The organism is Pseudoalteromonas sp. SW0106-04, assembly GCF_001293805.1.
GTDB classification, from domain to species: domain Bacteria; phylum Pseudomonadota; class Gammaproteobacteria; order Enterobacterales; family Alteromonadaceae; genus Pseudoalteromonas; species Pseudoalteromonas ruthenica.
On record NZ_BCAI01000001.1, the window covers coordinates 296799 to 309584 of the forward strand.

Annotated in this window: 9 protein-coding genes; 6 read left to right on the forward strand and 3 right to left on the reverse strand. The window is 47.7% G+C overall.

Annotated features, from left to right (window positions below; all coding sequences use genetic code 11):
- The first annotated feature begins 149 nt into the window (after positions 1 to 149).
- The 4 genes from W04_RS01380 (at position 150) to W04_RS01395 (ending at position 7644) form a co-directional block, all read left to right on the forward strand.
- Positions 150 to 2774, forward strand: coding sequence for a glycoside hydrolase family 16 protein (locus W04_RS01380; RefSeq protein WP_053909493.1), 2625 nt, complete (start codon positions 150 to 152; stop codon positions 2772 to 2774).
- Positions 2775 to 2838: 64 nt separating this feature from the next.
- Positions 2839 to 5793 carry a TonB-dependent receptor gene (locus tag W04_RS01385; protein ID WP_053909494.1) on the forward strand — a complete coding sequence of 985 codons (2955 nt, stop codon included), beginning with the start codon at positions 2839 to 2841 and terminating at the stop codon, positions 5791 to 5793.
- A 256-nt stretch (positions 5794 to 6049) separates the two neighbouring features.
- On the forward strand, positions 6050 to 6919 hold the full coding sequence (locus W04_RS01390; RefSeq protein WP_053909495.1) for a hypothetical protein: 870 nt from the start codon (positions 6050 to 6052) through the stop codon (positions 6917 to 6919).
- Positions 6919 to 7644, forward strand: coding sequence for a hypothetical protein (locus W04_RS01395; RefSeq protein WP_053909496.1), 726 nt, complete (start codon positions 6919 to 6921; stop codon positions 7642 to 7644). Before W04_RS01390 ends, W04_RS01395 begins: the two co-directional genes overlap by 1 nt.
- Before the next feature lie 55 nt (positions 7645 to 7699).
- Here W04_RS01395 and W04_RS01400 read toward each other — a convergent pair whose 3' ends face one another.
- Complete coding sequence (locus W04_RS01400) at positions 7700 to 8989, reverse strand: hypothetical protein (RefSeq protein WP_157576208.1); 1290 nt, start codon at positions 8987 to 8989, stop codon at positions 7700 to 7702.
- Positions 8990 to 9325: 336 nt separating this feature from the next.
- On the opposite strand from W04_RS01400, the gene W04_RS01405 reads away from it, so the two are divergent.
- A complete protein-coding gene (locus W04_RS01405; RefSeq protein WP_053909498.1) occupies positions 9326 to 9583 on the forward strand; it encodes a PKD domain-containing protein in 258 nt (85 codons plus the stop codon).
- A 35-nt stretch (positions 9584 to 9618) separates the two neighbouring features.
- Here W04_RS01405 and W04_RS01410 read toward each other — a convergent pair whose 3' ends face one another.
- A complete protein-coding gene (locus W04_RS01410) occupies positions 9619 to 11619 on the reverse strand; it encodes a spermidine synthase (protein ID WP_053909499.1) in 2001 nt (666 codons plus the stop codon).
- A 148-nt stretch (positions 11620 to 11767) separates the two neighbouring features.
- Between W04_RS01410 and W04_RS01415 the strand changes: the two genes are divergently transcribed.
- Complete coding sequence (locus W04_RS01415; protein ID WP_053909500.1) at positions 11768 to 12640, forward strand: cyclase family protein; 873 nt, start codon at positions 11768 to 11770, stop codon at positions 12638 to 12640.
- Here W04_RS01415 and W04_RS18665 read toward each other — a convergent pair.
- A complete protein-coding gene (locus W04_RS18665) occupies positions 12627 to 12776 on the reverse strand; it encodes an ATP-binding protein (RefSeq protein WP_240701095.1) in 150 nt (49 codons plus the stop codon). The genes W04_RS01415 and W04_RS18665 overlap by 14 nt on opposite strands.
- Positions 12777 to 12786: the final 10 nt, after the last annotated feature.

The following is a 12786-nucleotide window of genomic DNA, read 5'->3' on the forward strand; positions in this document are numbered from 1 at the left end:
CGACCATGTCATATGTTATGAAAGCGCTTACATAATTTGCGCTTTTTATTTGAGTACTTTTGAAAGCGCTTACAAAATGCTGGTTGATAATAAAAACACAATTAAATCAGTTAGATACTAATAACCAATTAATGTTGGGGTTCAACAAAATGAACAAAGCAGCAACACACACGACTCGGGCTTTGGCAGCGCTCTCATTAGCTGTACTGACTGGGTGTGGCGGCTCCGCCACTGAGACTGATGTCACCACCACAGAGGTTAGTGCACCTGCCTCCAACTGGGTCATGGTTTGGGAAGATGATTTCAGTGGTGAAAGCATCGACACCTCAAAGTGGAACTATGAAATCAATTGCGCCGGTGGCGGCAACAATGAAAAGCAATGCTATACCGATAGCAGCGATAACGCATACATCGAAGATGGCGTGCTCAATATTGTTGCCCTACCAGCATCAGAAGGGGCTGAGAAGCCTTACACGTCGGCACGATTAAACACCCGATACAAGGCCGATTTTACTTACGGACGCTTTGAAGTTCGTGCCAAGCTGCCCTCAGGACAAGGCAGTTGGCCGGCGTTTTGGATGATGCCCACCGATGAAGTGTATGGTTCGTGGCCTAAGTCGGGAGAAATCGACGTCCTCGAAGCTGTTAATCTAAAAGTTCCCACCGATGACGGAGTAGAGTCTAATATTCATGGTACTTTGCACTATGGACGCGATTGGCCAGACAATGCTTCCAGTGGCAAAGCATATGAATTCCCTCAAGATGAGAACCCCGCAGATGACTTCCATACTTATGCCATCGAATGGCAAGAAGGCGAAATTCGCTGGTATGTGGACGACTACCTTTACGCTACTCAACGTCGTTCTGAGGTGCTTTATAACAGCAAAAATGAAGCTGTGGGCTTAAAGCATCGCGGTTGGTTTGCTGAGTATTTTGAGCAGGGCAGTGGTGAGCTAGTCACGCATTGGGATAATGCTCCGTATGATCAAGATTTTTATATGATCCTTAACTTGGCGGTAGGCGGTGATTGGCCGGAAAACGTCAATCAAACGGGCATTGATGCCAGCGCTTTTGCCGAGGGACAAAAGTTTGAAATTGATTATGTGCGCGTTTATGAGTGTGCATCGAACCCTGATACAGGCAAAGGCTGCGAAACAATTCGCCCTGGTTATGATGACCCTGCAGATGCATTAGTTGAAGGTAAGGCGCCTGTGCCTACACCGCCATCAACAGGCATCAATCCACTGACTATTTTTGCTGACCAATTTAACCCTAACTGGCCTGCTTGGGACTGCTGTGGCGGTTCAACGCCGAGCTTAGTACCTGTAGAAGGCAAAGGCAATGTGGTGGAGTTCGTGGTCGGCAGTGCACCCACGGTAAATGGTTTTACCAGCCGTAGCGAGTTTATCACTGATCCCGAGGGGGAGGCGTCGCCTTATGATGCTTCCGGGATGCTCGACACTGGTTTTGTGCGTTTCGATATGCGTGTCACTTCAGCTCCGGCGAATCCAGATGCCACTTGGATGTTCAAAATTGAAAGCTTTGATGCTGGCTCCGCCGTTGAGCTCAACCTTGGCGCTAGCGCCGAAGGTGAAGCTCCTGTCGTAGGCCAATGGCAAACGTATACATTTCCAATCCAAGCGTTAGCTGATGCTGGCCTTGATGTGTCAGCAATTGATGTGGTGATGATCTTCCCTGCTTGGGGCACTGGAGAGGGCGCCGTTTATCAAGTCGATAACGTTGAGATAAACGCCGAGTACCCGCAGTTAGACCTTTTCACTGATGGCCAAAATGTTGATTGGCCGATGTGGGATTGCTGCGGTGGCAGCACACCTATCGAAGTCATGGATGATGAAGCCCATGGTTTGGTTGCTGAATTTGCGATTGGTGCTACACCTACCGTTATGGGCTTTAATACGCGCAGCGATGCAGGCGGCAGCGACAACCCCTTTGATGCTACGGCTATCGTTGAAGGTGGCGTGGTGCAGTTTGATATGAAAGTAACATCAATGCCGAATGCGCCAGATGCGCCTTGGTTGCTCAAGTTGGAGTCAAACGGCGGAGCAACGGCCGCTGAAGTTGATTTAACAACAAGCGCTGAAGGTCACGCCCCACAAGCGGGTGAATGGCAAACTTATACCTTCGCGTTGACTGATCTAGCGAGCGCTGGGTTAGATTTAAGCGCCATTGATGTAGTGATGGTTTTTCCAGCATGGGGCAGCGGTGAAGGTGCGGTATACCGCATTGATAACGCTAAAATTTATTACCCTGAGAATGATGGATTAACCTTATTCAAAGACGCGGCTGCTGAGCAGTGGAGTATTTGGGATTGCTGTGGTGGCTCTGAGCCTTCTGTAGTGACTGACGACCAAGCTCATGGCGCAGTTGCTGAGTTTACAATCGGGGCGACGCCAACCGTGATGGGGTTCCTAGCCGATGAAAACGTGTCATTTGATGCTTCCGGTTTGCTCAGCAAAGGTGTGGTGCAGTTCGAAATGAAGGTTACCAGCAATGCGGGTAACCCGGACGCTCAATGGTTATTCAAGATTGAGTCATTGGGTGCTGCAACCGCAGTGGAACTGCCGCTCAGCGCCAGTCAGGAAGGGGCGGAGCCTGTAGTGGGTGAATGGCAAACCTACACTTTCACATTACAACAGCTACTCAATGCTGGCTTGGATGTCAGTGCTATCAATGTAGTGATGGTATTCCCTTCTTGGGGCATGGGTGAAGGCGCTGTGTATCGCATCGATAACGCGGTCATAGCGAATCCTTAACACACCGAGTGCGGGTAGTACGCTGCCCGCAACCTATGGCAACAATTTGTATAAGCAGGCAATCATGAAACCTACAACATTTAAGAAATCATCGCTAGCTGTCTCAGTGTCGCTGAGCCTTGCCGCAGGCCTTGGTGTGGCCATGCCAACTTGGGCACAGACAGAACAAGATAATGCTGAAAAGAAAATAGAAGTTATTCAAGTTAAAGGGATCCGAGGCAGTTTGATTCGTTCCATGGATCTTAAACGCCAATCTTCCGGCGTTGTCGATGCAATCTCTGCAGAGGAAATGGGTAAGTTCCCAGATACTAACTTGGCTGAGTCATTGCAGCGCATAACCGGGGTGTCGGTAAGTCGGGCTAACGGCGAGGGGAGCCAAATTACCGTACGTGGTTTTGGCCCTGAGTTTAACCTTATCACCCTTAATGGCCGACAAATGCCAGGAACCGGTTACACGCGTTCGTACAACCTAGAAAACATCGCCTCAGAGGGTGTGAACACCTTAGAAGTTTTTAAAACCGCGCGTGCAGATGTCCCCAGCGGTGGTTTAGGCGCGACGGTTAACATCGTTACTTCGCGACCCTTCCAACGCCCTGGGCAGCACTTTACCGTCACCGGCAAGGCTATTCACGATACCTCAAATGAACAAGGGGATGACGTCACTCCAGAGTTTTCTGCGGTGTACAGCAACACCTTTGATGATGATATGTTCGGTGTTGGCTTTACCTTCTCGCATCAGGAACGTGACTTTCAAAAACAACAAGCGAACATTCAAGGTTGGCAAGCTAACGTAGATTTACCGTCGCTTGATGACGGCAGTGTGATTGATCCCCGCCCTCTAGACGCTGATGGCAACCGGATCGGTAATCATTTCTTCCCTAAAGATATGAACTACAGTATTGAAGACTTAGAGCGCGAGCGCACCAACGGGCAGGTAACGCTTCAGTACGCGCCTATCGATGATATTGTGGTGACGCTGGATTATACAGCGAGCCGAGCGATTACGGGCTCTAACAGCATTGGCTGGGGCATTTGGAACGAGTTTGGTGGCAATATTAACGGCTACGAGCTTGATGAAAATGGCACCGCGCTATTCGCTGACATTAGTGGTAATGATGCGTCGTTTACCGCCAACCGTTCAACCACCGAAGTCACCGCACGTTCTGTGGGCCTCAACGTCGATTGGCAAATCAACGATCAATGGCAGGTTGCTGTTGATTATCATGATTCTAATAACGAAACCGATAATGGCGCCGATGACGGGCTAGGCAGCGCCGGGCAAGTGATCTTGGGCTCCGATCAGCTTATTAATAAAATTTATGATTACCGAGAAGGGGACATCCCTCATGCCTTGGTAAACTGGAAAAATGGCACCACTACGTTAGCCCCGAGTGAAATTGATTCTAACTTTAGTCAGTTCATCTACTCACCGGGTGAGTCGGATATCAAACAGGCGCAATTGCATAGCGAATGGTACAACGACAGCTTTGATATTCCACTGATCCGCGTGCAATTCGGTGGCTCGCACACTGAGCAAACCATGAGTGGTTTCACGGCGTGGAGCGGTCTGCGCGGCGGCCCTGGTTTCAATCCGGCGTTCCCCGAGATTTTCCCTGATAATATGTTCACCTACCATGAAACCGGCGATCTCCTTGATCAATTTGCTGGAGGTGGTAGTGACTTACAACCGGGTTATTACTACACCTACGACTTTGATGAGGCCATTGCTCGCCAGCTGGCTTACCTTACTGAAGATGTAGTAGGTGACAATGTATATTCTATCGACCCTTTCTTTGATGGTATTGATAGTCAGAATACCGTTGAAGAGCAAACGCAAAGCCTCTACTTGCAAACGCAGTGGGAGTTCGACGTCGCCAATTACTACGTGCAAGTGAATGCCGGTTTACGTTATGAGCAAACCGATGTAACTAGCATTGTACGCCAGCGTGTCGAGCAACAAGTGAATTGGGAAAGTGCGTCAGAGTGGATTATGCAATACGCCGAAGGCGGCACGAACAACTTCCTGACTCAAGAGGGTGACTACGACATCCTACTGCCGATGATTGATGCTAAGGTGGATTTGACCGACGATTTGGTTGCACGGGTATCATGGGGTAAAACCATGTCACGTGCACCTTTGGGTAATTTGGCCGGCGGCCGTAGTTTAACGGGCAGCCCTAAGCCAGGCTCGCGAACCGGTGCCCAAGGTAACCCCAATCTATTGCCATTTGAGTCCACTAATTTGGACTTATCGCTAGAGTATTACTACAGCGAAGGCAGCTACGCGTCACTGGGTTATTTCAAAAAAGACGTGGATAACTTTATCCAAACAACCATCACTGAAACCACCATAGACGGTTTGCACGACATTCTTGATGGCCCTCGTTACCGTGAGGCGGTGGCTGCAATTGAAGGGCGTGGCGAGCAGGCGACCAGCGATGCAATCTATAATGAAATGCTGGCGTTAGGCTATGGTAATGGCGAAGGTAAAATTGAGCCAAGCAGTGATGATCCGCTTATTGTTTGGAACATCAGCCAGCCGCAGAATACCGACAGCAAAGCGGTAGACGGGTTTGAAGTGGCGGTGCAGCACTTGTTCGGGGAATCGGGCTTTGGTGTGGGTGTAAACGCGACTTTTGTTGACGGCGATGTCGAGTTTGATAGTGAAAGCTTGGTGCAACAAGCTCCACTTACTGGCTTGAGCGACTCTGCAAACTTCCAGGCGTTCTATGAAAAAGATGGCTTATCGGTGAAGATCACTTATGCATGGCGTGACTCGTATCTGATTGGTGTGGGCCAAGACCAGGGCTCCTCAGATGCGCCGCCGCAGTATAGCGACACATATGGGCAATGGGATATCAGCGTTAATTACGACATTGATGAGCACATTACCGTGTTTGCCGAAGGTGTGAATCTCAATAATGAAACGGAGCGTGGTTACGGCCGATATGAAGAGCAGTTCTTATTTGCACGTCAATATGGACCGCGCTACACCTTGGGTGCGCGCTATAGCTTTTAGCCATTAATTTTAGCTCCACGACAGGGTTTATCCCTAGAACCAACCTAGCCGCTCACCGAGCGGCTTTTTTTATTTATATACAGTAACCACTTGAGCTTATGTCAGTGAGTAGAAGAGGGCTTTGATGTCGCTGCACGTCAAGTACCTAAACGGACAACTGGCTATTTTTAACTGTTTTGTTTAATATTGCCCCAATTAGCGCCTAATTTCATGGTCGTATAGGTGCCTTAGGAATACTTTTAACAAGGATGAACTCATGACAACCATGCGTATTTCCCAATCTGTCGGCATCAACGGTGTCAATAATCCCAATGACATTAAAGCGGTACAGCAAGCATTAAACGCTCTACTGAGACTCATTGCGCCTACTCAGCGGTTAGTCGTTGATGGTCGTTTAGGAAGCCGTCCTGAACAGTCAAAAACCGTTGCTGCGATAAACCTATTTCAACAAAAAGTGGTGGGTATGGTTCGTCCCGATGGCAAAGTGGATGTAAATGGGCGTACCCATCGCAAAGTAAATGAAAAGCTCTCTCAAGCGAGCGCCAGCGCACAGACACCGGTTTCAGGAGCCTTGAAAGTATCGCTTTATCGTAATATTGAGCGCTATGAGGGCCGCGTAGAGCACATGTATTTGGATACCAAAGGCTTTGCCACCGTTGGTGTGGGCCACCTACTGAGTAATGTAGATGAAGCCAAGAAATTACCTTTTATTGTCAATGCCACCGGGCAACCGGCCACTGCCGCGCAAATAGAAGAAGAGTTCTCACGCTTAAAGAAAATGCCGTTTGGTAAAGATTACCCAGCTTCCATTTATAAATCAGCAACCAAACTACACTTGTCTGAGCAAACTATGGATGCACAGATAGAGAAGCATATTCGTCAGTTTGAATCGGAGCTAAAAAGAATATACGGGGCCGATAAGTTCGCTGCCTTCCCAGACAATGTCAAATTGGCGCTATTCGATATGATTTTTAACCTGGGTATGACCAAGCTTAAAAACACCTTTCCTAACTTTAACCGCTATATTAACGCGGGTGACTATAAAAATGCCGCGCTCGAGTCGTCTCGTAAAGACATCTCAGAAGAGCGCAATATGTATGTTCGTAACTTATTGGCAAACTCATAATGACTAAAAGCACCTTTTTATTATCTGGGGCCATGCTGCTCTCTGTTGCAGCCTGCGCAAATACAGAGCAACCAAGTATTGCTCCAAGTTATAGCGAAACCAATAAAACTGAGGGACGTTTTGTCGATCCCGTATCACTCGATAGCCGAGCGGATGTGCAAGCGCTCGCAAGTGGTAAGTGGTTTTTTAGTTATCCGCTAATAAATGATTCTGGCAAGAGCACAGAAATTGCAAGCTGTGAGCAATTAAAACAAGCGCAGGCTCAAGGTTTCAAGGGTGAGGACTTTTCAATGCAAGGCGCTATTGAAGCGCTCGAGCTAATTTGCAACACCTGGCAGGCGATGGCGAAATTAGAAGCCTCTCACACCAGTTGGATTAACTTTACCCACAGTAAAGAAGTTGCCGAGGAATTACCTGCCGAATTCGCCCTCGCTATCTCTAATGATACGGTTGAGCGGGTGGCGCAGTCCGAGCACTGGAGTGATGTGACCACAATCAAAAAAGTTGAGCCTGTGAATGAAGACCAAGCGGTGTATTATGATACCGATGGCAGTATTCAGCGCCTAACACTTATGGCCCAAGGCGACTACAATGGCGATGGCATCGAAGATGCTATTTTCTATATGGAAAATGGCGTCGATGGCGGCAGTTATTCCAGTGTGAACACCTATATTGTGACTCGCTTGCAGCAAGGGGCACCGATAACGCTGCTGGCGAAGTGGTAATAGGTAAGGAGCAGCTTAGTTGCTGCCATAATGTTGCTCCCACATCACGGCACAGCTAATGAAACACTTTGCCACTAATCAAGGTGTCATCAATCACCAAAAACTGCCCATGCCATTTTTCTGTAGTGACATAAGCGGTATCCCACTCTAGATTGGTATTGCCCATGGCTTCGAGTTTGGCATAAGGGTCTCCTTGGCCAAGGCCAGCAAACTGCCATTTTGAAAATGTATCGAAGAGCTCGTTTTTGCCGTAGATGCCTGCCCTGCGAGCTGAAAAGTCTTCCATGAGTTTAATATGGTCGACTTGCTCGGCAGTAGACATCACAATTTTTTGCCTACAAGGGGTAAAAAATGCACGCTTATTATCGGCGTCGACTAGTTGAATTAGGCTAGTTCCATAGGTGCTAATATACTGGTCAATGGTCATGGCGTGTTGGTAGCAAGGAGACGTTTGCACCTTGCTAAAGTCGGTGAAGGGTTTGCCTACACTAAATCCAGCTAACTTCTGCGTGGTTTCATCAAGGTCGCTAACTTGTTGTAGTGTTAAAAATGTTGGCTCGCTATAAGCCGAGTCAATGAGTGCTGCCTGCTGGCTATTAAGGGTTGCTGTAGAAGCAAACTGTGTTCCATTTAAGGAAAATGTAAAGTCTTCGGCAACAATTTCCAACTGGTTAGCTAACGAAGTAGGCAACAAAGCTTGGTTGTATTGATAACCCACTAACTTACCTTGGTGAAAACTAAAAACATGATTGCGACCAATAAAAGCCAGTAATTTTGTGCCATTTATCGGCCATAACATAGTAAAACGGCCTAGTTTTTTGCGTACTTGAGCGAATTCATCACCTATTTTAAAAGTAAATATAGAGTCTTCAGTGATAATTAAAGTCGGTGTTAACTGCTGAAGCTGCTTTATGGGGGCGGCTGGTAATGTGAATGAAGTTTCTATATCAAGGTCGTTACTCGTATATTTAAAAACAGTTGATGATAAATAATCAATATTCTCTTTAGTTATTTTAAAACTATCACCGTAGCATTCAGTGACTGATGCGATTTGCGCAATTGCATCAATATTGGATGAGTTCGGATCACGTTTAAAGCTGACAGCCGTTTCCATGATACCCGCGTCGGTATTGTCGGCGATATCTTGCAGTTTATGCAGCAGCTTTTCTTTAGCCTGTGCAATTAACTCATCGTCACTGTATGACCCCATACGGGCTCGATATGTTACCTGTACAGATTGCGCCGAGCCCTCGTCAACATGGCACTCACTGGCTCTAGAGTACACGCTGTGTGAGTATGAAGAGCATGAATATACAACAGCTAATGCCAATAAGTACCTAACCATAACGGAAGTCCCTTTTTATCAAAGTCAGTAATGTCTATCTTTTACACAGTGATAATCAAAGTCAATATATCTAGTATTTTTTCAGGTTTGAATGAGTATCAATAATTAATCATCTTATTGATACTGCAATGGAAATTAAAATAAATTCAATGTGGCATTCCTTTTATAGGAACTTTATAAGGATATAGAAATGTACAAAGGACTTGCTTTGTTTTGCCCATTATTTTTTTTAACGCTATCGGGGTGTGGAGGAAGCGCCAGTAACAAGGATACGATACCCGTTGTAGAGAACACTCCGGTCTCTGCAAAGGCTCATGTTGCTGCGGTCACTCAGGCATGCAGGTATTGGATGAGCTGAAAGTGAATCAGCCCATTCGCTTAGTGGTTAACGCAGGCGATCCTGATGGCGACCCGCTGACTTACGAATGGCGAGTAGAGCCGCCAACAAATGCCACTTCCACCTTCTCATCGACAAGTGCAGCACAAACCACGATAACGGTCAGTGATCCAGGTTGGTATCTAGTTGAGGTCTATGCCGATGATGGCATAGTGTGTACGCCCTATCCGCATGCAAAGGTACTGATAGTCGAGTAGGCAAAGAAAAGGCGGGAATTCCCGCCTTTTTTAAGTTAATCGCCCATAAACTTCATCGCCTGCAACAAGTTACTGTAATCATCGCGCCACACAAAGGGTGTGGTTGTACTTGGCCAAGGAGATTGACTAGAGCGCAGCGATGCCAAACGCTCAGCGCTGCGGCTAAGCACGACCCAGCGCACATCGTGACCATGGCGCTGTTGCGATTTGCTTTCGTTGTAAACAATGGCTAATTCAAAATGATCAGCCAAGCCGCGCATCAAAGGTGTTAAATCTAAATGGGTATTGGAAATATGCACTGCCAGCATGCCGTTATCCTTGAGATGACTAAGATACAGGTCGGTGGCCTCTTGTGTTAGCAAATGCATGGGGATGGCATCGCCGCTAAAGGCATCCAGCACCAGTGCATCAAAACGCTGCGCGGGTTGCTGAGATAAGGTCACGCGACCATCACCTAAGTGATAATGCTGCTGCGCAGCTGAAGCGTTTAAGTAACTAAATTGGCTTTTAGCCGTTGCCAGTACATTGGGGTTAAGCTCGTAGAAATGGTAGTGATCGCCTGGCTTGCCATAAGCAGCCAACGTCCCCGCTCCCAAGCCGATAAAACCGACTTTGGCGTTTGCCGAGAGCTGTGAGAGCATTTGCCCAACCAAGGTTTGCTGTCGGTAGTAACTCTGTGGCTCGCCTTGTCCTGGACCGCTCAACACTTCCACACCGTGGGTGGTGGTGCCATCAATCAGGCGTCGTTCAACGCGGTTGTCGATATTAACTTCAGTCACGGTTAACAAGCCGTAAAAGTTGCGCAAACGGGTAATATCATTACTTTTAAACTGACTGTCTAGCCACAGAAATAACAGCGCCGAGATGGCCACGCCAATAACAGCACTGCCGGCTAACCATGGCGTTCTTTGGTGCTGCTTATCAAGTAGCACGGCGATAGCAAACAGCATCAAGGCCATGGCAATGGCTAATGGGTATTCGTAATACAAGGTGAATATGAGGGGCGCAACAAAGGTGATGGCCGCCGTGCCCAAGGCCCCACCTAGGGCCATTAACAAGTAAAACTGGGTGAGATAATCCGTATTAGGTTTGGCTTGAACCAGCTCACCATGGCACACCATGCAAGCGGCAAACAGCACTAAGGAATACAGGACTACTTGGCTGACAATATCGAATTGGCTGCCAATGAAGAACAAAAAGCAGGCGATAAGCGCGCACACCGAAAGGGTCGCCAACCAAAATACCCGATGGTAAAGCTTGGTTGAGTGGAAACATAAAACAAAGGTAAGCAAATACAACGCCAGCGGTAAAAGCCATAAAAACGGCACCGGGGCGACATTTTGCGTAATGGCGTTGGTGCTGGCAGTGAGTATCATCACCCCACAGCCGCTCAGGGCTAACCATAGTAACCATTTGTGATGAAGCCCGCCACGAAACGCACTTTGCTCGGTAGTACCTAAACGCTTCGCCTGATTGTAAAAGCGTGCCATATAACCGTAAAAAACGACGCCAAATGCCACAAATAACCCACTCCAGAGCCACGATTGATGGCCTAAAGCGAACCAAGGCTCAATAGCAAAGGGGTAAGAAAGTAGGGCTAAAAACGAGCCAATATTAGAGTAGCTATAGAGTTTATAAGCATGCTCGTTATCGACCTTTGCCTGCCAGCTTTGCATCAATGGTGCTGTTGCGGCGAGGGCAAAGTAGGGTAAGCCTACAGCAATACTCAGTTGCAATAACACCTGCCAAGCTGGGTGAGCACCTGGGGCGGCTAAGGCTTGGGTGCCAATCGGTAATGCTAGAGCTCCTACGAGCAGCAGCAAGCCGTGGACAATAAACTGATTCTTTAACTTAAAGCGGCTTGAGAGTAGGTGCGCATAGCCGTAACTGGCCAATAAAAAGGCTTGAAAAAACAACAGGCAAGCGGTCCATACTTGAGTGCCGCCGCCAAAGCTGGGTAACAGCATTTTGGCCATGATCGGCTGGACTTGAAACAGTAAAAAAGCACTGAGAAATACAAGAATAATTGCAAGCATAGGGGGTGAATGAGTACGTGAGCGAAAAAACGCCCGCTAATGTACCATGTTTAACCATAATGGGGAAAAGGAGCTGTACAGTCGCTCATGTTGCTCTTGCTTTGGCCTATACTCAAGCAGGATGTCACAATCACAACAGGGAAACGCTATGAAATATATACTGTTACTCGCTGCATTGATGTTTACTCACAGCGGTTTAGGTGCCCAAGCTAAGTTATTGGAGAGTTTATCCAAAGCACGCGTTATTGAGCTCAATCATGTGTGGGATCACAACTCCCCGCTTTTGAGTTTTAATCCCCCTTATGCGTTGGCGCTGATGGATAATCATCAAGATACCCAAGGGATGATCCCCGAGCTCTCTTTTGCCGCCGACATTATGTATTTTAGCGGCCAGCATGGCGCGCCCAACCTTGATGCTATTGGCCATATTGGCCACAACGGCCAAGCCTATGGTGGCATCAGCACCGATGATATCGATGGCGCTCGGGGCCTTAAGGAACTTGGTATTGAGCAATATCCTCGCGAGCGCTTACTTAATCGTGCAGCGTTACTTGATGTGGCGCGTTTTAAAGGCGTTTCACACTTACCTGGCGGGTACGAAATTACCGTAAAGGATTTGCAGGATACAGCCAAAGCACAACAGGTTCGCATTAAGGCTGGTATGTCGGTGTTGATCCGCACCGGTTTTGGCCAGTTTTTTAATACTGACAATGCAACTTACCTCGGACCTCGTCCGGGTCCAGGGCAGAGTGCGGCACAGTGGTTAGCACAGCAACACGTATTCTTAGCAGGCTCTGATCAACTGAGTTTCGAGGTGGTGCCTGAGAGTGGAACGCGGTTTCCCGCACACCGCATTTTACTCGCACAACATGGTATTTATATTGTTGAAAACCTTAACTTAGAAGCGCTCAGCGAGGCGCTTGCAAAGGGCAAAAGCAATGAGTTTATGTTGGTGCTAAACCCGCCTCGTGTTCGTGGAGCTACGGGAATGGCGGTGAACGCTTTTGCTATTTTGCCTTAGGTAAACATATTTGTGCTAATGCCCCACCTTGAGAGTGGTTGGTAAGTGTTAACTCACCGCCTTGCGCTCTAATTATCTCTCTACTCAATACTAATCCAATGCCAGTGCCTTGGGTCTTGGTGGAGTAAAATGGCACAAATAGGTTA

What these genes read in the sequence shown, in the direction of transcription:
- W04_RS01385 (WP_053909494.1), top strand. Translation starts at nt 2,839, where the DNA reads ATGAAACCTACAACATTTAAGAAATCATCGCTAGCTGTCTCAGTGTCG.
- W04_RS01390 (WP_053909495.1), top strand. Translation starts at nt 6,050, where the DNA reads ATGACAACCATGCGTATTTCCCAATCTGTCGGCATCAACGGTGTCAAT.
- W04_RS01410 (WP_053909499.1), bottom strand. Translation starts at nt 11,619, where the DNA reads ATGCTTGCAATTATTCTTGTATTTCTCAGTGCTTTTTTACTGTTTCAA.
- W04_RS01395 (WP_053909496.1), top strand. Translation starts at nt 6,919, where the DNA reads ATGACTAAAAGCACCTTTTTATTATCTGGGGCCATGCTGCTCTCTGTT.
- W04_RS01400 (WP_157576208.1), bottom strand. Translation starts at nt 8,989, where the DNA reads ATGGTTAGGTACTTATTGGCATTAGCTGTTGTATATTCATGCTCTTCA.
- W04_RS01405 (WP_053909498.1), top strand. Translation starts at nt 9,326, where the DNA reads ATGCAGGTATTGGATGAGCTGAAAGTGAATCAGCCCATTCGCTTAGTG.
- W04_RS01380 (WP_053909493.1), top strand. Translation starts at nt 150, where the DNA reads ATGAACAAAGCAGCAACACACACGACTCGGGCTTTGGCAGCGCTCTCA.
- W04_RS01415 (WP_053909500.1), top strand. Translation starts at nt 11,768, where the DNA reads ATGAAATATATACTGTTACTCGCTGCATTGATGTTTACTCACAGCGGT.